Source organism: Mucilaginibacter sp. Mucisp86 (assembly GCF_047324315.1).
In the GTDB taxonomy this organism is placed as follows: domain Bacteria; phylum Bacteroidota; class Bacteroidia; order Sphingobacteriales; family Sphingobacteriaceae; genus Mucilaginibacter.
The window spans coordinates 695,608-718,427 of the sequence record NZ_CP168503.1; the positions used below are offsets into that span (position 1 = coordinate 695,608).

General features: G+C 43.8%; 19 protein-coding genes. 12 read left to right on the forward strand and 7 right to left on the reverse strand.

Going from position 1 to position 22,820, the window contains the following annotated elements:
- Nucleotides 1–54: 54 nt before the first annotated feature.
- The gene (locus tag ACEN9X_RS03010) at nt 55–774 is read left to right on the forward strand and encodes a 2OG-Fe(II) oxygenase (RefSeq protein WP_413669001.1); all 720 of its coding nucleotides are present in this window, start codon (nt 55–57) and stop codon (nt 772–774) included.
- Between the two features lie 27 nt (nt 775–801).
- A complete protein-coding gene (locus ACEN9X_RS03015; RefSeq protein ID WP_413669002.1) occupies nt 802–1,413 on the forward strand; it encodes a hypothetical protein in 612 nt (203 codons plus the stop codon).
- Nucleotides 1,414–1,729: 316 nt separating this feature from the next.
- On the opposite strand, the gene ACEN9X_RS03020 is transcribed toward ACEN9X_RS03015, so the two are convergent.
- On the reverse strand, nt 1,730–2,398 hold the full coding sequence (locus ACEN9X_RS03020) for a Type 1 glutamine amidotransferase-like domain-containing protein (protein ID WP_413669003.1): 669 nt from the start codon (nt 2,396–2,398) through the stop codon (nt 1,730–1,732).
- A gap of 602 nt (nt 2,399–3,000) precedes the next feature.
- Between ACEN9X_RS03020 and ACEN9X_RS03025 the strand changes: the two genes are divergently transcribed.
- From ACEN9X_RS03025 to ACEN9X_RS03070, 10 genes are all read left to right on the forward strand, one after another.
- Nucleotides 3,001–4,194, forward strand: coding sequence for a sensor histidine kinase (locus ACEN9X_RS03025; RefSeq protein ID WP_413669004.1), 1,194 nt, complete (start codon nt 3,001–3,003; stop codon nt 4,192–4,194).
- An 11-nt stretch (nt 4,195–4,205) separates the two neighbouring features.
- The gene (locus tag ACEN9X_RS03030) at nt 4,206–4,901 is read left to right on the forward strand and encodes a LytR/AlgR family response regulator transcription factor (protein WP_413669005.1); all 696 of its coding nucleotides are present in this window, start codon (nt 4,206–4,208) and stop codon (nt 4,899–4,901) included.
- A gap of 116 nt (nt 4,902–5,017) precedes the next feature.
- Nucleotides 5,018–5,395: a two-component system response regulator gene (locus ACEN9X_RS03035; RefSeq protein WP_413669006.1), complete on the forward strand. Its 378-nt coding sequence runs from the start codon at nt 5,018–5,020 to the stop codon at nt 5,393–5,395.
- A gap of 71 nt (nt 5,396–5,466) precedes the next feature.
- Complete coding sequence (locus ACEN9X_RS03040) at nt 5,467–5,709, forward strand: PqqD family protein (protein ID WP_413669007.1); 243 nt, start codon at nt 5,467–5,469, stop codon at nt 5,707–5,709.
- A 5-nt stretch (nt 5,710–5,714) separates the two neighbouring features.
- Nucleotides 5,715–6,767, forward strand: coding sequence for an ATP-grasp domain-containing protein (locus ACEN9X_RS03045; RefSeq protein WP_413669008.1), 1,053 nt, complete (start codon nt 5,715–5,717; stop codon nt 6,765–6,767).
- Nucleotides 6,768–6,776: 9 nt separating this feature from the next.
- Nucleotides 6,777–8,132: a hypothetical protein gene (locus ACEN9X_RS03050; RefSeq protein ID WP_413669009.1), complete on the forward strand. Its 1,356-nt coding sequence runs from the start codon at nt 6,777–6,779 to the stop codon at nt 8,130–8,132.
- Nucleotides 8,129–10,285: an urea transporter gene (locus tag ACEN9X_RS03055; protein ID WP_413669010.1), complete on the forward strand. Its 2,157-nt coding sequence runs from the start codon at nt 8,129–8,131 to the stop codon at nt 10,283–10,285. The genes ACEN9X_RS03050 and ACEN9X_RS03055 overlap by 4 nt, the downstream gene beginning before the upstream one ends.
- The gene (locus ACEN9X_RS03060; RefSeq protein ID WP_413669011.1) at nt 10,267–11,445 is read left to right on the forward strand and encodes a tetratricopeptide repeat protein; all 1,179 of its coding nucleotides are present in this window, start codon (nt 10,267–10,269) and stop codon (nt 11,443–11,445) included. The genes ACEN9X_RS03055 and ACEN9X_RS03060 overlap by 19 nt, the downstream gene beginning before the upstream one ends.
- Entirely contained in the window at nt 11,433–12,053 is a 621-nt protein-coding gene (locus tag ACEN9X_RS03065; protein WP_091210972.1) for a tetratricopeptide repeat protein, read from the forward strand. The genes ACEN9X_RS03060 and ACEN9X_RS03065 overlap by 13 nt, the downstream gene beginning before the upstream one ends.
- A gap of 713 nt (nt 12,054–12,766) precedes the next feature.
- Nucleotides 12,767–13,660, forward strand: a complete 894-nt coding sequence (locus ACEN9X_RS03070) for a PepSY-like domain-containing protein (protein WP_413669012.1) — start codon at nt 12,767–12,769, stop codon at nt 13,658–13,660.
- Between the two features lie 174 nt (nt 13,661–13,834).
- Here ACEN9X_RS03070 and gldM read toward each other — a convergent pair whose 3' ends face one another.
- The 6 genes from gldM to ACEN9X_RS03100 form a co-directional block, all read right to left on the reverse strand.
- Entirely contained in the window at nt 13,835–15,370 is a 1,536-nt protein-coding gene (gene gldM / locus ACEN9X_RS03075; protein ID WP_413669013.1) for a gliding motility protein GldM, read from the reverse strand.
- A gap of 51 nt (nt 15,371–15,421) precedes the next feature.
- A complete protein-coding gene (gene gldL, locus ACEN9X_RS03080) occupies nt 15,422–16,219 on the reverse strand; it encodes a gliding motility protein GldL (RefSeq protein WP_413669014.1) in 798 nt (265 codons plus the stop codon).
- Between the two features lie 26 nt (nt 16,220–16,245).
- Nucleotides 16,246–16,872 (reverse strand): hypothetical protein, encoded by a 627-nt coding sequence (locus tag ACEN9X_RS03085; protein WP_413669015.1) that lies wholly within the window; start codon nt 16,870–16,872, stop codon nt 16,246–16,248.
- Nucleotides 16,869–17,777 carry a hypothetical protein gene (locus tag ACEN9X_RS03090; protein ID WP_413669016.1) on the reverse strand — a complete coding sequence of 303 codons (909 nt, stop codon included), beginning with the start codon at nt 17,775–17,777 and terminating at the stop codon, nt 16,869–16,871. The genes ACEN9X_RS03085 and ACEN9X_RS03090 overlap by 4 nt, the downstream gene beginning before the upstream one ends.
- 5 nt (nt 17,778–17,782) lie before the next feature.
- Complete coding sequence (locus ACEN9X_RS03095) at nt 17,783–19,072, reverse strand: SUMF1/EgtB/PvdO family nonheme iron enzyme (protein WP_413669017.1); 1,290 nt, start codon at nt 19,070–19,072, stop codon at nt 17,783–17,785.
- A 160-nt stretch (nt 19,073–19,232) separates the two neighbouring features.
- Complete coding sequence (locus ACEN9X_RS03100) at nt 19,233–22,787, reverse strand: family 43 glycosylhydrolase (RefSeq protein WP_413669018.1); 3,555 nt, start codon at nt 22,785–22,787, stop codon at nt 19,233–19,235.
- Nucleotides 22,788–22,820: the final 33 nt, after the last annotated feature.

Genomic DNA, 22,820 nt, shown 5'->3' on the forward strand with positions numbered 1-22,820 from the left:
GGATTGCATGGCGGTTGCTCCAAAAGTAGCTTTGACATTCTTCAAAATAACAAAATGACTTCAGAACAAACACTTAAAGATCGCATCAAAAACCTAAACTGGGACCAGATCAACCAAACATTACATAATAAAGGCTTTGCAATTGTTAAACAGGTTTTGAGTGAACGCGACTGCGATACCTTGATCAGTAATTATGATGCAGACGAATACCGGAAAACCGTTAACATGGAACGCCACAGGTTTGGTTACGGCGAATATAAATATTATAAATACCCGCTCCCATCTGTAATAACCGATTTAAGGGAAACAGTTTACCCGCACATAACTCCCGTCGCCAATAAATGGATGCAAGAACTTGGGATCAACAAACAATTCCCGGATACTCATGAAGAAATGAAGCAGCTAAGCCATGAAGCCGGACAAACCAAACCTACTGCCCTGATATTACAATACACTGAAGGCGGGTTTAACACCCTGCACCAGGACCTTTACGGTGAAGTATATTTCCCTATCCAAATGGTTTTCATGCTTGATCAGCACAACAGGGACTATACAGGCGGCGAATTTGTGATCATCGAGCAGGTCCCACGTGCGCAATCAAAGGCCAATGTACTTACTCCGGGTATGGGAGATATGATTTTATTTACCACTAATTTCAGACCGGTAAAAGGAGCCAAAGGCTATTACCGGGTGAATATGAAGCACGGCGTAAGCTCGGTTCATAGTGGTAAACGGCATAGCCTGGGTATAATCTTTCACGATGCGTTGTCTTAAATAATTGACGTAGCTTTAACTATTATTATGCTGCAAAACCGTGTAACCCCTTTTGGACAGCTTATTAAAACACCTGAGCGAGGTGCCTGGCTCGGCAACCGCGGTGTGATCCATAATGCGGACAAGGAAATAGTACGTCCCTTTAAAATTAAAGCATGGATAACCTGTATGCTGGAGTTTAGAGGCCGCCACCGGGAGATTATGCAACCCGACCGCTGGACTGAGCTTTTCTTTCTTGACGAGGCCACAGCTTTTTCGGCCGGGCACCGCCCCTGCTTTCAATGCAGGTATAAAGATCATCAAAGGTTTAAAGAGTTTTGGTTGAAAGGAAACCCGCAATACAGTTTCGATATGAAAACACCCGTATCCAGAATAGATGCGATCTTACAAACCGAGCGTATTGCTGCTGATAGATCAAAAGTTGCTTATGAAGAAAAGCTGAGTGCACTACCTAACGGCACGTTTGTAGTTTACAATGATCAGCCGTATTTGCTCAAAGATGATCGGTTATATTTATGGAGCCCTGCAGGTTATGAAAGAGGAATAGCGCTACCTGATGTAGATATGCTTCCAGTATTAACTCCGCGGTCATTTGTTAATATGTTCAGAGCCGGATATGTACCGCAGATGGGGATTTAAAGTTTTTTCAATTAGTTATTATATAATGGCTTTAATAATAGCTACTATGCCCATTGTAATAAGTCCGCTTGTCATGACGGCCAATTGAAAATATCTTGTTCTCACACCCCAAACTTTCCAAGCATACAAAGAAGCCTTAGCGGAAAAGTTCTTTGAGTTGTTAAATTTCACTTGATTAAAGCTAAACCTGATTATTAAACAAAAAGATAGAATATAAATTAATATTGCTACCCAGATCAATGGTTCCATAATAAGAAGAATTATAAGTTAAAGCTACAAAGAATACTAAGTCATAGCAAATTATATATTTCTATGGCTACTTAGTGGTAAAAAGCTTCCAATGTCCTTCAGAAACAATTTCAACGGCCCCATCAATCACTTTAATCGCGGTTTGATCATCAATAGCGTATGATGGTACCGATATAGTTGAAGCCAGTTTTTCAATATTGGCCAGGGAATTATCCGGAAACCACTCATGATCCAAATGCGGGTGAATAGCAAAGTCAACAAAACTCAACGACTTGTCGCTATCGGGCGGTAAAGTATGGTTGCCATAGGTGGTCCCAAACCGGGTCATGATCATACTACCGGCGCTCAAGCCAACATATACCAGCTTTTGTAAAAGTGATGGCAGCAGATCCGCCAGCCCGGATTGCTGCATCCAGTAGGTCAGGTACTGGCAATCGCCTCCACCCACCAGCAGGGCATCAGTTTCATTGAGTACATTAACCCAAAGTTCTTTTTTTATGCTGGGCAAGGCGGTAAGCTCCAGTAAACCCAGCGACTTCCAGCCTAATTCACAAAAAGGATCACCTAATGATCCGCAAATCACTCTTCTTACGATATCGCCGCCGTTAGGAATGGCATATATTGCGGTAGGGACAAAAAGGGCACTCGACTCAGCAATTGGTTTGCCCAGTAGTTCTATAAGCGCATTTTGAATACTCATATTACTGATTCCGGCGGATGTAAGAAGTAGCTTCATAATTTATTGGATTGTGATCAATGTTAATCAAAACGCCGAAATTAAATTCATAAAACAATCAAAACTTCCGCTCCATCCATTCAATCCGGCTATTCGTCGGTACAAAATTTCAGATTAAAGCCTCACGGCTACCTTTACAGCATCAAATAATAATTTGATCAGTGATAAGGTTTAGGTTATAGCCCCCAAGCAGCGAGTGCAAGGGGGCTTTCTTATTTAATACCATCTTTACTTTCTCAAAGAAAACCCACTACTGTTTAATCGGCAGTACAACGTCTGAGGGCAAAAGTCATCTTTTCGCTTCTCTTACTTACAACTTATGACCTTAAGCTAAAGACTATACAATTTGTCGGTAGCACAGCCTCCACCCCGTTCATCTATACAATTTCCCAATTCACCGACACATGATTGTTAAAACACCCGCACATCTTCACCTTTGATTTATAATTCAGGAGCAGGGACACTGAATTATAGGTTTTTTTCATAAAGATGAAGCACCTGTGCGCAATGTACAGGTGCTTTTTTTATTACTAAAACCAGGTTGTTAATGTGTACCGGCAGGCTACGCCAGCATAAGCAAGTAAAAAGAAGCTAAAAATCAAATGATCCGCTCAAAAGCAACTACATTTTTCATTCATGCTGCCGGCTGGCTTGTATTTTTAGGGTTCCCGTTATTATTCATGAACCGCACGCAGCAAAGCAGCACCGGCACATACACGGTATTGTTTTCGCCTTACTACTGGTTATTTTGCCTCACCTATATATTTATGTTTTACCTGAACGCCTGGTACCTGGTGCCTAAGTTCGTTTTTCGTAAAAGATATATCTGGTATGGGTTTATTGTGCTACTGCTTTCGGGTTGTGTTTACTTTTTGCAGCCTTTTGATAACCTGCTTCTTCACAACCTTGTTAAAGGAAATAAACCTGCAACAACAGCGGTGCCCAATCCGCAACCCATAGGGCCGCAAATTACACCTACCGGTATTGACAGCTCGGCACCCAATCAACAAAACATGCCCTTCGGCCCGCTGCCGCATGAAGACCTGCGCATGCAGGACCCAAGCCTTAAACCCACTAACCGCGTAATTTTCATTCATCAGTCGGGCAATATTGATATGGTAGGCTTGTTTATTTTCATCATTGTTATGGGTTTAAGCGTTGCTATTGCCACCGTTCAGAAATGGCAGCTTACCGAGCAGATGGTTACCCGTGCCGAAGCCGAAAAAGCCCATGCCGAGCTTTCTTTCCTCAAAGCGCAGATCAATCCCCATTTCCTGTTCAATACGCTGAATAACATTTATGCGCTGTCGGTTACCAATAGCGAGCATACGTCTGAAAGTATTATGAAGCTCTCAAACATCATGCGTTATGTAACCGATGAGGTAACCGAAGATTTTGTTTTACTGCAAAACGAAATTGACTGTATCAATGATTATATCGACCTGCAACGCCTGCGCCTCGGCAAAAAAACAACACTTGATTTTGAGGTTTCGGGCGAGATAAACAATCAAAAGATTCCGCCGCTGATATTGATGACTTTTATTGAAAACGTATTTAAATACGGCGTAAGTAAACATCAGCGATCGGTTATCAATATTTGTTTGCGGGTAAACGGCAACCAAATGCTGTTTATCTGCAAAAACACCATTTTCGAAAAACGACCGGCCACCGAGCGGAAAGGCATCGGCATTGCCAATAACCGCCAGCGCTTGCAACATATTTATCCTAACAAACACCGGCTCGACATCAGCTCGGCCGATGGCAATTTCACTGTCGAACTGGAGATTAACGCTTAAAACTATTTATTATGCAATTGAAATGTGTAGCTATTGATGATGAGCCATTGGCCCTTCAGATCATTGAAAAATATGTAGCCGAATATCCTGCGCTAACACTGATAAATACTTTTGAAGACGCCATATCGGGCGGCGAATACCTAAAGCTAAACAAGGTAGATGTACTGTTCATAGATATTAACATGCCCGATATCACTGGTATCGACCTGGTAAAATCATTGGCCGATAAACCGATGATCATTTTCACCACGGCTTATAAAAACTATGCATATGAAGGCTATGAACTGGAAGCTGTAGATTACCTGCTTAAACCTATCAATAACCTGCGTTTTGGTACAGCGGTTCAAAAAGCAATTGGTTATTACCAGTATAAGCACGCCGATACCACAAATGAAGGCGACTTTTTGTATGTGCATTCAGAATACAGGCTCATCAAAATCAATATCAAAGACATTGAATATATTGAAAGCATGCAGGATTATATCAAGATCCACATACTGGGGGTGGCCAAGCCCGTGCTTACGCTTATGCCATTGAAAAGCGCAATTGAAAAACTGCCTGCATCAAAATTTATCCGTATTCACCGCAGCTTTGTGGTAGCACGTGACCAGATCAGATCGATCCATAACCGTAAGATAAAACTAACTGATATAGAGCTTCCTGTAGGCACAAACTATACCGATTTCATTAAGGAATGGCATAAATAATTGCTAATCTATGCGTTTCATCGGCACATTGAGGGCATTGAACGACACACTATTTTACAGCCGCACAAATAGCCGCAACTTTATAATTAATTAATTGACACTAATCCTTAAAAGTCATGAAAACAGCAGGCAGCAAAAAAACCATCTTAGTACTTGATAAAAACAGCAGGATGTTATCAGTAATTGATGATATTATGTATTATGGCGATTTTAATGTGCATTTAACTTATGACCCTAATGCTATATATGATAAGGCAAAAGTGATAAACCCCGACCTGATCATTCTGGATTATTTGTTAGTGGATACAGATTGCGAGCTGGTATGCCAGGACTTTAAGGACGACGAACAATTATGCAATGTGCCCATCATTATCGTCACAGCCTTTAAAACAAAAAAATCACAAGCCGATTCCTATAAATGCGATGCTTTGTTTGTAAAACCACTGGATATGGAGGTGCTTGCATCAAGGATAGAATACCTGATGGCGTCCTGAAGCCGGTTTTGTAAACTCATATAAACCTGCTAAGTTTAGCTTTTATTATTTAAAACGAACCTGCAATATAAATGAAACTCAAGAACAACATTGCCACCAGCGATAACGGGTTTATCTTTAATCCCGCCACAGGCGATTCGTTTTCCGGCAATGAAATGGCGGCACAATTGCTTTCAGCCATGAAAAGCAATAAAACCGAAGCTGAGATTAAGCAGGATATTCTTAAAAGGTATGATGTAAGTGAAAACCAGTTAGACAGGGATTGGGATAACTGGATGCTACAGCTAAAAGAAGCAAACCTGCTCGAAATTTAAGGACGATGGCAAACAAGTACGATAATTTATGTATTGCCGTTACCGGGCTCAACGCCAATGATAATCCAGGCCCGGGCATGGCAGTTATCCGTTCTTTAAAAGCGTATTTTGGCGATAGTTTGCGCATAATCGGCCTGTCGTATGAGTCGTTGGAGCCGGGGATCTATTTGCGGGATTATGTAAATAAAACTTACCAGGTGCCCTACCCAACCGAAGGGACGGCTGCCCTGCTCGAGCGTTTGGCATATATAAACCAGCGGGAAAGCCTCGATCTCATCATCCCTAACTTTGATTCGGAACTGTTCAATTTTATAAAAATAGCACCGCAATTGCAGCAAATGGGCATAGCAACTTATCTCCCTACCCAACAACAATTGGCTTTGAGAGATAAAGTACACTTAAAAGATTTCGGCGCAAAACACGGCTTTTATGTACCTGCCGATCATAAGCTATACACTGCTGATGATTTACAAAAAGCTGCCGCTGACTTCGGTTTCCCGATGGTAATAAAAGGGAAATTTTATGAAGCGTACGTGGTTTATACCATGGATCAGGCTCTGAAAGCTTTCCATCAGCTTAATGCAGCGTGGGGCGTACCCGTAATTGCGCAACAATATATTAAGGGCAACGAGATCAATATTGCGGCCCTTGGTAACGGTAAAGGTGATAACACAAGTTTAGTTGCCATGCGCAAGCTTTATATTACAGATAAAGGCAAAGCCTGGGCCGGTGTCACCATCAAAGACGATAAACTAACCCAACTGGCCGGCAACTTTGCACTTGCTACCAATTGGAAGGGCGGTTACGAAATGGAAATCATGAGTACTGCCGAGGGACATTTATACATACTGGAAATTAACCCGCGTTTTCCGGCATGGATTTATTTAACTGCTGCCGCCGGGCAAAATCAACCCGCGACATTAACAAAAATGGCATTGGGTGAGGTTGTTGAGCCCTATACCGACTACCAGGCCGGCAAGTTGTTTGTACGCTACTCGTGGGACCATATTGCCGACATTGCCGATTTTCAACAGATCTCGGCCATGGGCGAATTATAATTTATAACGATGGAAAAGCTGCCATATCAAAAACCATATATAAAAAAACTCCATGCCGGGGCCATGAATAAATTTGGCACGCGCAGCGGTGTGCAGCCTGTTAAAAGCATCGATGGTGTTTCGGTTAAAAGTTTAATTGAAAATTATGGCTCGCCAGTGTTTGTACTTTCTGAAAAACAGATCCGCAAAAATTACCGGGCGGCGTATCGCGCCTTTAGTACGCGCTACCCAAAAGTGCAATTTGCCTGGAGTTATAAAACCAACTACCTCAATGCCGTTTGCCAGATCTTTCACCAGGAAGGCAGCTGGGCCGAGGTTGTTTCGGGCTTTGAATACCGTAAAGCCTTAGGCAATGGCGTACCGGGCAGCAAGATTATTTTCAATGGCCCGGGCAAATCAACTGCTGATCTGCAGTTGGCTATTGATCATGATTCACTAATCCATATTGATCATTTCGACGAGCTTAATCTGTTGCTCAACTTAAGTAAAAACCTTGCCAACAAGCCACGAGTAGCCATCCGTGTAAATATGGATACCGGCGTGTACCCGCTTTGGGACCGTTTTGGCTTTAATTATGAAAACGGCGAGGCATGGTCGGCGGTTACCAAGATCACCGGCTCAGGCAGTCTGCAATTGGTGGGCCTGCATTGCCATATCGGTACCTACATGCTCTCTACCGATGCCTACGGCATTGCTGCCAATAAACTGGCCGAGCTGGCTGTGCGCTGCCAAACCCAGTTAAATCATAAAATAGAATATCTTGATCTTGGAGGCGGTTTCCCCTCTACCAATACATTAAAGGGTGCCTACCTGCCCGGAAACGATACTGTACCAACGGTTGATGATTTTGCGGAAGTGATAACTTCAGCCCTGCTCAATTTTGGCTTCGCTAATGATGACTTACCCTTGCTGATATTGGAGAGCGGGCGTGTTTTGATAGATGATGCCGGTTACCTGCTGGGCACCGTTATTGCCAACAAACGTTTGGCAAATGGCAAAGGGGCCACTATTGTTGATTTTGGGGTTAATATCCTGTTTACATCATTTTGGTATGAACACCAGGTAAGCCCCGCACAGGATTTTGTAGCTCACAGCGAAAATATGGTTATTTATGGCCCGCTTTGCATGAACATTGATGTGATCAGGGAAAATATTAACCTGCCCGCGCTAAACCCCGGCGACCAGGTGGTAGTGCACAAAGTTGGGGCCTATAACATGACCCAATGGATGCAATTCATTACCCTGAGGCCTGCTGTTGTATTGATAGATGAAAAGCTGCGCACCCATCTCATCCGCCAAAACGAAACACTGGAATATACTGCCGAACCGGAGTTAGTACCTACTCATTTAAACAACGCCAAGTGAAGCAAATTGCAGCATTTATAAAACCGGTCCTCAATTCCTATTCGGTGCTGTTTTTTTCGCAGAACCGGGTATTGGGGATTATTTTGCTGCTGGTATCTTTCTTCAACCCGGTATCTGGTCTTGCAGGGTTGGGTTGTATTATTTTTTCTTTACTGATAACAAAACTATTAAAACAAAACAGCGAAGATTACCATGCAGGAATCTATAGTTTTAATAGTTTATTACTGGGGATAGCATTCGGCGCTTTTTTCCAGGCTAACCTCATGTTTGTGAGCTGGCTCCTTGTTGCCTGCTTTATGGTTGTTGTTACAACAATCATTTTGTCAAAACGTATGGGCAAACCCGGCTTGCCCATCCTTTCACTGCCATTTATACTGGTATTTTGGGTTGTATTGCTGGCATCTAACAGTATTTTCAACACAGGCCTTCTGCAAAAAAGCAGCTCATTGCTCCAGGAAATCTACACTGGTCCCGGCAACCTCGCCGGTGCCGAGGGGTATCTCGCAACCTTGCTGCCCAGGCTGGTAAGCTTGTTTTTCCGTTCGCTAAGTGCAGTTCTATTTCAGGATCATATCATAGCGGGGATGCTTATTGCTACAGGCATACTAATTCACTCCCGTATTGCGTTCAGCCTGCTTATCATTAGCTTTTTAACTGCCTGCGGCTTCAACAGCATCACACATATTTATCCGGAGGGCATCAGCTATTACCATTTGGGCGCTAATTTAATGATGACAGCCATGGCAATCGGGAGCTTTTTTACTATTCCTTCCTTGCGCTCATACCTGTTGGCAGTTTTTTGCATTCCCATTGGTTTCGTACTCATCAATGCGCTTACAACCCTGATGGCCCTGCATGCGCTGCCTATTTTCTCGTTACCATTTTGTGTACTTAATATCAGCCTGCTTTATTTTTTAATACTGGCAGGCTTTCAGGCTAAATTGCAGCTAACCTCGGTTCAGTATTACTCACCCGAAAAAAACCTTTACCACGTTTTAAACCTGCAAAACAGATTGAACGATTTGAAATACATCAGGCTCAGTTTACCATTTATGGGTTACTGGACGGTATCACAGGGCTATAACGGAACCATTACCCACAAAGGCGAATGGGGACAGGCGCTTGATTTTGTGATCACCGACGATGAGCAAAAAACATTTCAATACCCTGGCACATTGCCCGAGCACTTTTACTGTTTCAACAAACCGGTACTGGCCTGCGCCGATGGTGTTGTGGAACAAGTAGTAAACCACGTTGATGACAATGATATTGGCGAAGAAAACCTAAAGGAAAACTGGGGAAATACCGTAGTGATACGCCATGCCGAAGGGCTTTATTCCAAACTCTCACACCTCAAAAAAAACTCAGTAAAAGTTAAACCCGGCGACACCGTAAAACAAGGTGACCTGCTGGGTTTCTGCGGTAATTCGGGTAGGTCACCCGAGCCGCATTTGCATTTTCAATTACAGGCAACACCTTATATCGGCTCCAAAACGCTGCCCTATCCATTTGCTTATTACTTTAACAAAAAGGATAATAAGAGCAGTCTTGAAAGCTACGCTGTTCCCCAGGAAAATGAATTAATAAGTAATCCGGAGATAAATGTATCGCTCAAAAAAGCATTTGACCTGCAACCCGGCTTTGTAGCTAAACTAACTGCCGAAAATGGTGTAACCGAAAACTGGGAAGTTTTTAAAGACACTTTGAACCAATCATATATTTACAGCAAAACAACCGGTGCTGTCGCTTATTTTATCAATAACGGTACTATGTTTTACTTTACCAGTTATTATGGCGATAAAACCGCATTACTTTACTACTTCTATCTTGCTGCCTATAAAGTTATCTTTAACGATACGGCTTATATCCAGGCAAATGATGAGTTCCCGGTACCGCTTACCAACAATAAGATATTGCTTTGGCTGCAGGACTTTACCGCCCCGTTTTACCGGTTTATCAGCATAAAATATAAAAGCGGCATCCAGGCAAAAAAAACAGGATTAAACATTGTATCAAAACAATACCAGCAGCTTGCGGGTAAAACAATGCCACTTGCCGAATCAACAGTTTTTGTTGATCATGGCAGCCTGCAGGCTTTTTTTATAAATATAAACGGACAGCATATTGAAGCACAATGGAGTACAGAAAATTAGCCATTCTTTTTGCCCTGCTATTTGCTGCTCTTGTAAACCAGGCGCAAGAGAATAGCCCTGTTGTGCCAGACAGCACCGTGGATCAGTTGTACAATGCCGGCAACTGGAAACAACTGATCTCCTTTGCGAAAAAATCTGTTACCGACAGTACCGATTCGCCCGATTTAAGGTTTAAGGTCGGGTACGCTTATATGCTTACCGGCAATTACAAAGCTGCTATAAGCCAGTTTAACCAGGTTTTGCTCAGGGAGCCTCAGAATAGCACAGCGCGTTTATATGCATACTATTGCAATACTTATATCAATAACAATAGTGCAGCATTTTATAATGCAGCGCATTTAGATAAAGAAACCCAAAATGGCATTAAACTCTCACCTTTTGGACTAAACGATGTAGCCCTGGAAAGCGGGATAAAACTCCCCGCTAATGACGAGCGCGATAACGGCTTTTTTGAACGTGCCGGTATCGGCCTACGTTTATCGTGGCGTTTACAGCTTGATCAATCATTTATGTTTTTTAAGCAGAATATTTTTCGTGCAGGATTTATTGATTATAAAAACCAGGTTGGAAAAACCGATAAACAAACAGAGTATTATGTCAGGGCGAAGTATTCGTTAGCTAAAAACATCAGCCTGCTCAGCGCTTATCATTACCTGCATACCAGTTACCGCAGTAATGTGAACCAAAGTAACCTCGGTTTATTTGGAGTAAAATATGATACACGCTATATTGATTTGCAGGGTGATATTAATTGGGGAAAACTGATTGATAAAACCTTAAAACAGTATGATGCCAAAATAGATTTTTATCCATTAGGGAACCTGAATTTGTACACTATGAGCAGGGCATCGCTGTTGAATTTGAGCGGAACAAAAACTTTTATTTATAGCCAGTCGGTAGGATTTAAGGTGGTAGACAAAACCTGGCTGGAAACAGCCGCCACCTTTGGTAACCAGGACGATTACCTGGACGCCGACGGACTTTATGTTTACAATTCTATCGACCCTACAAAATTTAAATGCGGCGAAAGCGTTTTTTACCAGTTGGGTAACCATGCCTTGCTGAATTTAAATTACTTTTACGAAAAGAAAACAGACATTTACCGCGCTGTTAAGTACAACCAAAACTCTGTCACGTTAGGTATAACATGGAAATTTTAAAGAAGACGTTTACAGGCCTATTCTTATTTGTATTTGCAGTGCAGCTGCAGGCGCAAACAAACGCGGTGCTGCAAAAAGCTTTTCATAACAGTTACACCAACGAACTAAACAAAAACTACGTTGCTGCCATAGCCGATATTTATCCATACTACTCAGAAAATAATTATGAGATAACCATCAGGCTGGGCTGGCTCAACTATCTTAATAAAAACTATACGGCATCGCAAAGCTACTACCAAAAAGCCATAACGCTGAAACCTAACTCGGTTGAGGCCAAATTTGGCTATGTAAAACCCCTTTCATTTTTGCAAAGCTGGGATAAGGTGCTGGAACAGTATCTTGCTATATTAAAAATAGATCCTCAAAACACCCAGGCCAATTATTGGGGAGGCGTAATTTATTATAACCGCAAACAGTATGAGCCAGCTATTAAACTTTTCAGGGCGGTAGTAACGCTTTACCCTTTTGATTATGATGGCAACCACATGCTGGCCTGGTCAATGCTTATGGCCGGCAAAAAAGCAGAAGCAAAACCCTTTTTTGAAAAAGCGTTAATCATTAAACCCGCCGATGCTTCAAGTACTGATGGCTTAGCCAGGTGTAATTGATAAACGAAAGCATTTTGATGTAGAAACACATAATTGTGTCTCCGGCGTGCAAATTATCATTGACCGACAGCCAATTTTAATCAGCGTGGCGTCTTGTTTTGCCCCCCAGAGGGCAATGTCATTAAGTTAAAAAAATCCCCCAGAGCGGGAACAGGTTTGTAGCACATAATATACCGAAAATAACCGTGCCAGAGGTACGGAACATCGGAGTTGTGTACCTCTGGCACACTAAAAATCCAATTCATTTCTATTTCTACAAACCTTTTGCACCTCTGGTGCAGCCTCTAAAACTCTTAACTTAATCACATTGCCCAGAGGGGCAAAGGGTATTTCTATAAATTTATAGGCTACAAACCTTTTGCACCTCACCTGTGGTTACGTACATCTAAAATTAATACCTGTTTATCAAACGGTAAAAATCCCCCAGAGGGGGAAAAGGTTTGTAGAAATAACGTTCCCCCTTACCCGAACCCCAGAGGGGTTCAACTCACGCAGATTGCTAAATTGGCATAACATTTATGGATTAAACTTAAACTACCACGTGATTATACATCTCCACAGCTATCAAACATCTTCCAACCAACCTTCATACGTCGATTTAAATCCCGCATTCATCGATACATTACCCGATGAACTGATTCTGCAATCTAATTTTAATTAACCTGTCCGCAAAATGGCAGCGCTAACAATCAATTAAAACTAACTTAAAGAAAATGAAATCTCTTTATGCTACACTATTGTTGCTGGGCACAGTAATTGGCCTGGCATCATGTAAAAAGGAGAATGCGTCAAAATCAGCTTCGGCCAGCGCTTCTTCATCAACCATTAGTTCAACGGGCGCCATTGCTATCAGCCTGGCCTCCGGAAGTACCGACAGTGTTTATATGGTTGGCTGCTACGGCAAGCATGACAAAAAAGACACCGTTGCTTTTAGTGCATTGCCCACCGCAATTGGCACTTACCTTACAGCTAATTATAGCGGCTATACATTTAAAAAGGCTTATGCTATTGATAGCGCAAGTACCGTTGTTAACTACATTGTTGTTATCAAGTACAACAGTGCTTTAGTTGGCCTCAAATTTACCGCCGACGGTACGTTTGTAAGCGCCCTTGAACAACGCGAAGGTGTTGACCTTAAAGGACCAGGATGGCATTTAGGCGGTTTCTTTGATGACCGTGACGGTAAACACCGCGATACCATCGCTATTTCGGCCCTTCCTACTGCTGTGAGTAGCTATTTTTCAACAACTTATCCAACCGATACCTTATTGCACGCTTCTATCGCCCATGACGATGTATACATATTGATCAGCAAAAACGGCGTGCTTTACTCAACTGCTGTTACCGCAACCGGCAAGCTGGTGAAACGTATCCAGATAGAAAAACACGATTTAAAACATGCTGCAGTAACAGAGGCCAACTTACCGGCTGCCATTACCACTTATCTAACTGCCACTTATCCGGGCTACGTGTTTGACAAAGCATTTTCAGAAAGCCCCGGGGGTACTTTACAAGGCTACGTTGTGTTCATTACATCTAACAATACCAAATACGCTTTAATTTTTAACGCGTCGGGTACATTTGTTAAAGCCCTGCCTATCCACTAATATATTTGACTATAGCGCTGTTGGTAAGCCATGTTTTTAATTAAACATGGCTTACTTGTTTTTATTTAAGAGCTTAAAGCGGAAGGCTTAAAGCTAAAAGCTAACCTATTATATACAATTTCGCACAACACAATTAAGCTTTAAGCCTTCGACTTTTCGCTTTAAGCTCCTAAATCAATTAGCTGTTAAGGCCACCGGTGCCAGCTGCCGCGGCGCACCATCAGGCCCAACCGCAATAATGTTATCAAAAATCACGTGCGAGCCAGGTTTGATACTGCTTAACGAAGCCTGCATTTCGTTGCTTAAAGCATTCCCTGATGTAACCTGCACCGAGGCACTCTCACGCGGGTTTGCTATGATCAAACTGAAGCGGGTTATTTTAAAGCGGGCATCAAAATCAAAATTATCCAGCGTGGCATAAATGGCGTCCTGCGCTTTTAAAGCCACAGTTGGCACACCTCCGCCTGATCTTCCCGAAAATTTGGCGACGGGATCAGGGATTCGTTTAGCCCTGAACTGCGTACGGCTCAGCACCTCGGTTTTGCCGGGGAAGATCTCTGCTGATACTGTTACGGTTACCATACCCGGACTGGTTACCCTCGCCACATACTTGCCCGAAGTACCATTTAATGAACCTGCCGAAATACCGATCCTGATATTTTTTGAGGGGATTCCGGGCACCGATACCGATACCGGGTTATCCACGCCGATATAAAAAACATTCATCTTATCCGGCGATACCACTGCCGACGGCCGGGCAACCATATACTGCTGCTCTGGGGTAGTGTAGGTTTTTATACTACCATCTGTTTGTTTTACTTTGATGGTACCCTTCCAACTAAAAACACCTTCCCGGCTGGTAGAGGCATTATATACTCCCCTGCCATCGGTAACACTGATCGGGCTGCCGCCAACCTCCATTTGCGGAGTCGACCGGGAGTCGTAGGCGGTTAAAAAAACCTGGGCCTTGTAAGGTTGTCCCTGGATGAGGTATGAAGTTGGTGCTACAGCTACGGCTTCAAATTTATCCAGGTTCACGATAGCCCTGTCCATTTTACCCAGGATCTTTTTCACCACTTCCGATTCGGCATTTTTGTTATCAGCCTGTATTTTTGAAAGTATGGTAAAATCGGCCGTTAAGGGTACACCTTCGCCAAAATTCAGCTCCTCCCAGGTTTTAGCGCTTCCGTTATGTTTAACCGGATCAGTGGCATTCAAGGTAAATGATACTGAACTGCTGTCCTCTTTACCAAGCAACAGTTTCAGCTTTTCGCGGGTATCATTGATCTTCTCTTTGAGCGCCTTAGCCCGTTTTTTGTTGATCATCACGTTATAACCTATATCCAGGTTATCACGTTCTTTTAAATCGCCGGTAAGCTCATCATAGCCCGAACTTTGAGCGATCAGCTCATTTTTGATCTTTGTAATGAGATCATTTAATTCCGCGCTTACCCTTTGGGCGGCTTTCGCCTTTTGATAGATAGGCGCTGCCCTTTCGGGCGATTCTTTAAGCCGGGTTTGTTCAAAAGCGGTGAACAATTGCTGCACCGAATTACCAACGTTAGCCGCCGAAGCGGTTAAGCTATCGTTGATGGTTTTAAAGGCATCTAAAATAGAAGAAGACACATTTAACGCCAGCATTGCCAACAGCACCAGGTACATGATATTGATCATCTTTTGCCTGGTGGTTTCCTTTCCTGCAATAGCCATTTCTTTATCTGATTAAAATTTACACTAAACCATTAATACCAGCCCCTGCAATTACATGCGGGGCTGGTTCATAGCCGAAAGCATATTGGCATAAAAAACATTTAATGCCGATATATTTTTGGCCAGCTTGTTAACCTCGTCCTTAAACTGCCTGCTGTCATCGGCCGATTCATTGAGGTTTTGCAGCGTTTTGCTTAGCCCGTGGTAAAAATTATTTACCTGTTTCAGGTTTTCATCCGCTCCCTTCAGTTCCGACTCGTAAAGGGCATTGAGCTGTACCAGGTTGCCGGTAAGCTTTGCTACCTGCAATTGGTAAGCATTAGTATCGGCCCGGCTATCAGCTATAGCCGACAGGCCCGATGTTGCCCGCTCAAAAGCTATCCCAAACAAATCGAATTTAGATGCCGCCTGTTTTAGCTTTACTGAAAACTCATCGGTACCTAATGAAACATCGGCAATGGTATTAATGCGGTCAACCTTTTCGGCAAACACTTTCAGGCCTTCGCCAAGCCTGCTGATGCTTAGCTCGTTCAAATCAGCATCGGTTAAAAGTTTATCAAGTGCAGCGGTTTGGCCGCCTGCAGCAGGCATCATCCGCGACTTATTTACCGGCCCGCCATCGTAATCAACAGCCAGTTCGGGGTATACCCTTTCCCATTCGGGTTCCTGTGCCGGGGGAAAAAAACCAAGGGTAAAAAACAGCATTGCTTCTACCGTAAGTCCCAGGCCTATCATATAGGTACCTGCCTGGCCTCCCCAGTGGTTAATTTTAAACATAGCGCCAAGAATTACGATACTGGCGCCCCATGATATGGCTACGTGCAGCCAGTTGAATTTGAACTTTTTCATCTTATAAATATTTAAGGGTTAATCAATTAAAATCGGTAGTAAAGGGTAACTGCGGCATTCATCCCCGGCAATAATCCGCGCAAGCCGCTACTCACCTTTTGGGCCTTATCATCATAGGTTGATGTGGCCGAACTTGTGGGAATAAAAAACCCAAAATCTGTACGGAGGCCAATGCTGTGGCTTAACCGCATATTGCCGAGGCCTGTACCTATATAAGGCCGCAGCTTTGACATGTAGATATAATAATTGGGTACTGCGCCTATCCCTTCCCGGTACAGCGTATTGTTAAAATAGTAGCTGATCCCGGCCGAAACATACCATTTGCGGGAAAGCCAATCGGTATTACCATACATCGGCTGCCAGTCAACAATGCCATAAACCGATGTGCGGTTGAGGTTAAGGTCGCGGCCATTGTATTGCACGGTAATGTCGGGCACAGTGTTAAAGCCTATGCGGGCGTTAAACATCCTGCCAAAGGCTGATGTTCCCTGGATGCCTATGCCCTGTGTACCCAATTGCAGGCCTATTGAGTTTTTGGGGAAGGCGCTATACTCGGGCAATACCTGTGCGCTTGCCCTGCCGCAGTAGCCCAAAAAACCTACAAACAGCATCCACCAGATAAAGTCTTTCAACAATCTTACTTGCGTTGTCATGGCTTTTCCTCCTTATTATTTTGAGTTTGATTTACCAGGTTCTTATCATTAATTCCCCGGGGATTTTTCCAGATGTTTTTCTTCAGGTCGGCAATTTTTTGCTGCAGCTTAAGCGCCTCGGGGCTGCCGGGGTCAAGCTGCCCGCTTTCGACATTGCCGGGCGAAAATTGCCTGATGAGGTAGGCCGAAAACTTTTGCTGCATAAAAACGTCATCGAGCGTAACATCAAAAATTCCTTTATCGGGCTCGCTCACATCCTCCTGCACCAACGCGAAGCGTAACTGCGGGAAGTAGAGCCAGAATGCCGGTGCCGACGACATATTTGCAGGCAAATCGGCAGAGCCGGTAATATTCATCATCGGCGCAAGGCCCACTATGCGGGTATCCACCTTGCCCCGCTGCCTGTCGAAATAAACATCTTCCTCGATCCTGAAGCGGGTTATCCTGTCGGGGTTGAAATCGTTTAGCACCATTTTTGATGAGATCTGGTTGCCATCCTTATCAAACTTGGGCACCAGTACCGAATCGGTAAAGCGCATAGATCCCTGTTTGGCGGTCAGCTTCGTTTTAAAATCATCCTTTTCATAAGGTGTAAGCTTGCCTTTCATTAATCCTTTCATGATGGCTTCCATCAATGAATGGCCGGGTATAGTCAGGATGGCGTTCGCACTATCGGCCAGGTCAATAACCCGCCAGATCCTGGCGTACATCCTGATGTTTGCCGGATTGGTTTTAGGATAAGGAAATGGCCTCGCCTGGCTCAGATCGGCCTTTTGCAAATAGCTATCAAATGAGGGCAGCGTATCGGTCACGGCGCTATCCGGCAGAGCCTGAGCGAAATTTTTATGAATGCAGGTCCCCATAAGCAGTAGGACTACTGCAGTTACTTTTTTCAACATGTTCATGATTGTTACTTTTTAGTGTATTTCCTGGTTTTAACCTGCTCACCGGTGAGCTCAAAGGCAGACATCACACAGCGGAAACCGATGTAGGAATGTGCGGCTTCCTGGTCCTCAAAGCTGCGGGTATCGGTGTTCAGCATTTCACCGTTATCCTTCCATGAGCCCCCGCGCACTACCTTGCGGCGCATCAGCATGGCATCCTTGCTGGTTGCGTCATACAGCAAAGCCGGGTTCAGGTCATTCACCAGTTGTGATGAGGAAGGGCTGTAAGCGTCAAGTGTCCATTCGGATACATTGCCGGCCATGTTGTAAATACCAAAGGCATTGGGTGTGTATGAAGTAACGGGCAGCGTAAATGTCGAGCCATCGCTGGCATAACTGCCTTCACCCTGTTTAAAATTGAGGGAAAGCTGCTCCTTACCTGTGGCCTTATCAATGGTGGTTTTTACCGTATGATCCGTAGTGTCATTAGGGCTAAGCTTTGCTTCGGCGGCAAATTGCCATTGTGCCTCGGTAGGCAAACTAAAGCTGAGCTTGAAATTACGCAGGTTAGGATTGTTCTTGATCATGAGCCTGAGCTGCGTACCGCGCCAGTCGGCATAAGCCCTGGCCTGTTTCCAGGTTACCCCAACAACCGGGTTATACTCATAAATTTTGTTGGTGAAATAATTGGCATCCATCACGGTCATCTGGGCATTAGGAAAATCTGCCGACCATACCGCTTCATGATGATAAACGCCTACGGTATCCATCATGTACTCATTATTTTTAACGCCATCCATCCTGATGTAGTAAAACCGGTAAACAACAAGCTCCGGATTAGGCACCCGCACGCCGTTAATCATCGTCATCATCGGAGCCAGCTTCTCTTTAACTTCGGGCGGGGCCTTTTTCCAGAGGGGGGAAATCTTGTTAATCTTGCTCCAGTCTATCAACCGCTGCTCTTTACCCGTGCTTCCTACGGTTGCGCCTGTTGCAGGCATAAAAAAGGAGTCGTCATGGAGATAGTCGGTAACAGCTACCGAATCGGCAACCCAGTTTACAAAGGCCTGGTACTGCTTATTGGTTACTTCGGTTTTATCAATAAAAAACGCGCTAACGCTTACCTTGCGCTGTTCGGCCTTGTCATCGTTCAGCATTTTGTACATGAACGTTCCCGACGGAATGTAAACCATTCCCAGCGGCGGGATAAGCCGTTTTACTGAAACAGCGCGTGTTTTGGGTGTATTATAAATACTTGGCTGGCAGGCGCTGAGCATCAGCAGCAGCAATCCTGTTATTGGAACAGACGATCTCATTCGACAATTAATTAAGAATTAGTTAAGTCAGAATGATTTCATATAATGATTATTGATTGTGTGGTTAAACAATGATCAAATATGAATGAAGGCGCTGTTAAGAAGTGTTATGTGTCGATAAAGTGTTCGATGTTATCGATGAACCTTTATTTTGCGTCGCTTATTTCTTTGAGATGAGTTTAAAATTGGAGAATTTAACATATGAACGATGCGGCCCATAGGTACTGTGATAAAGGCCGATTTGCAAAGCACCGCCATTTAAATCAGGTCTTGACACCGGGCTTCCGGGCAGATCAGCCCAATGTACGGCATCGTTGCTGCTCCTGATGTAAAACATGTCGCCCGATTTTTGGATCTGTAAGTAGCGGTTATAATTCCAGCCGGTTTGTGTATTGGTTTGCATCCGGTCGCCGGTTTTATAATTGGTAAGCATGTTTCCGCAATTCCAGGCCGGGAAAATACTATTCTGGATCAGGTTTTCGCTGCCTTCAGCGCCGGGTTGTTTGGCTTTCCGTACCATCAAGCCCATATCGCTGTTACCGGCTACCTTTTTTTCTTTAAGGCCGCTCACATCAGCAACTTCTACTTCGGCCACAAAATCTCCCGAAACATTATTGTACAAAAACGGGCCGTAAGGCAAATTCCCATCCCAGTTTGAGCCTTTTGACTCCAGTGTGAGCCTATTATCACTGCTAAGTATTTTATACTCTTGTTTATCAGGACTGTTAATTACTCCATCCCATATAGTGCCTGCGGTACCGTCATCGGCAAAGTCTCTGTTAACCGTAAACTGATCTTTAACGACATGAAACGATGCTGATGATGTACTCACAGGCAACGCTTTTGCTTTTAAGCTTACGTTACCGTAATTATCTTTTACTTTAAATGAGTAAGTATAATTTTTATCGGCTGTAAGCCCGTAGTTGATATAATGCGGATCAGCCTGCCAGCCGCTTGATTTGCTGCTATCCACCTCATTAATAAAATCGTACTGAAGATTTGATTGTACTGAAGCATATTCAGGGGCCTGCATTTCAACCATATCTGGCGTTACGGCTTTGGGAACCACTTTAAAAGTTAACGATCCGGCTACAGGTGAGTGATAGTTTTGTTTCCAATCAATGCTCAATTGTTTAACCTCAGTTGGTGATAAGCTATGCTTATAAACAACGAGACCACCTATAGCGCCTTTAAAGCCATCACCCAGCAACAAACTACCTGCAAGGTTACCGGCTTTTGCTGAGGTTGAAATCAATTTACCATCCACATATTGTTTAGCTGTACTTCCGCTTACTGTTTTGATGATATAGTGCCATTGGCCCGCACCTAAATATTTACCGGCATTGATCAAAGGCTCTTTAGACGATTGTGATTTCAGTATCGAACCGTTTTGGGCAGATGTGCTTTGATAAACATTTAAAGCTATGCTGTAACCATCTTTGCTGTTGACCGAAAGATCGTTCTTAAATACAAGTGGGCTTTTACCCGTAAAATTAACAGCTACCTTCCCTTTAACATCCGTTAATTCCGCGCCTCGTCCGTCAGCAGATAGGAAAGCCCCACCCGCATCGCCGTTATTTGCCCATTTTTGAAGCGGGCCATAGTTAAGTTTTGAGGCATCGAGGTAAACAGCGATATCTGACTTTTCGGGATGTAAAGCCCATTGTTTTATTACACTATCAGCCAGCGGCCTGTCGTAAATTTTGAGGGATGAGATTGCACCCGAAAAATATGCAGAACGGTTTGTTTTAGCACCGATGATAAACTTATCTGCCGGCTGCAAAAACAGCATCTTATTTTCTGTATTGTTCAGTTCGCCATCAACAAATAATTTTTCAAACGAGCCATCAAAAGTAATTACTACCTTGTGCCATTTCCCGGCAGCAGGCATTGTTTTGTATTGGAAATCGGAAACACCGAAATGCTGTACCGCACCGGCCGTGCGGTTACTGCCGAAACCAAAAGTAGCACTGCGATGATCCGATTCGCCGTTTGTCCAGCTTAATATTGGATTTTCATCTTTAATCTGATCAGCATAAACTTCATATGATACCGTATAGCTGTTATCACCCGCAAGCGAGCGGGGCACCACAACTGATGATTGAAGCGCTTGTGTACCATTAAATACCAATGCCTTTTTACCGGCGATGATATCAACAACCGGAGGCTTGCCTGTTGCTGTAAAATTGCCGCCCAATTTGCCGTTATTAGTCCATTGAGTTAGTGCTTCGCCCGCCTGGAAGTTGGCGGCATCGAGGTTTACTAATAAACCGTCTTTACCTTCCTTTATAGTTTTTCCAATTTTGGGGGAGATAGTTTTAGATAATTCTTCTTTGTTAGCATCAGCGGTAGTTCCCGTTACTACCCGTTCACCATAAACTTTCACATTCCAAACTGCCTTATACAAACCGGGGTATTCTGTCCCGGTAATCGTTAACCGGATGAACCGCGCTTTAGCATTCCCGGAATCTACCATCGGCGAGCCGTGCTGTTGATTTTCTCTCCTGTCAGAAAACACCTGCCAACTTTTCCCATCTGCTGATGATTCAATTAAGTATTGATAATACCAGGTGGCATATTCGAACTGGGTTAATACTTGTTGTACTGTTTTCATAGCTCCCAAATCAATGGTAAGCCATACGGGTTTAGCGCCGTTATCGGCCGGTTTCCATAATGTACCATTATTATTATCAACCGCGAAAGAGGGTTTATAATTCTCATTATAGTAAGATGAAGCGGTTACCTTTTTCTGATAAGCCTCATCGAGAGTATTAATAGTACTTTTTCCTAATAAGCCAACGCCAAGATGGGTTGGAACAACTTTCTCGATATTGCCATCCGCATCAAACACGATTTTATCCGCACAAACCTGCCGGTGATAGCCCCCGTTGGAGTGCGGGTTGTTGTGCCGGTGATATACCATGTAAAAATCATCACCAACCTGTACTACCGACTCATGGCCCGGCCCGTGGATAGTTCCATCACTATTAGTGCTCAGCACCGGGTTATTTTTACCAAATTCAAATGGCCCCATCGGCCCGGTTTTGCTGATAGCATATTGCACCCTGTAGGTGGAGTCTTCGCAAAGGCCAGATGAGTAGGTGAAATAATAGATGCCTTTCCGTTTAAACATGAAAGGTGCTTCAAAAAAATCTTTGGCGATGGTATTGGGGATCTTTGCCGTTTTGGCGAAAGTGTGCATATCCGGATTTAACAAACCTACACCGCAACCGTGGTCTGGATAGATGCCCCAGGTGCCCCAAAACATATAGATTTTGCCATCGTCATCTTTAAAAGTTTGCCCATCCAGCGTAATCACTCCGGGAATAAAATAATTGGGGATTATTGATTTGCCATCAGGCAGCAAGGGTGTCCACGGCCCTGTAGGGCTTGTTGATGACGCCCCATAAATATCAACCGGCTGGCAGTAGTACATGTAATACTTGCCGTCGTTGCCGTTAATGACATCAGGAGCCCAGTAGTAATTGGAGGTAGGCCAGTTCATATCATGCATGGTCCAGTTCACAAAATCTTTGGATGTCCACACTTGCGAAGGGCCATGTCCGCCGCCGTTACCATCAGTAGTTGCGTAAATGTAATAGGTATCGCCAAATTTCCTCACGGTTGGGTCGGCAAAGTAACCGGGGATGATGGGATTGCCATTGCCCGGAGCTGTGGCCGACTCTTGCTGCGCATAGCCGGTTAGTGCTGCCATGCAGAAACACCATGAAAGAAACACTGTTAGCTG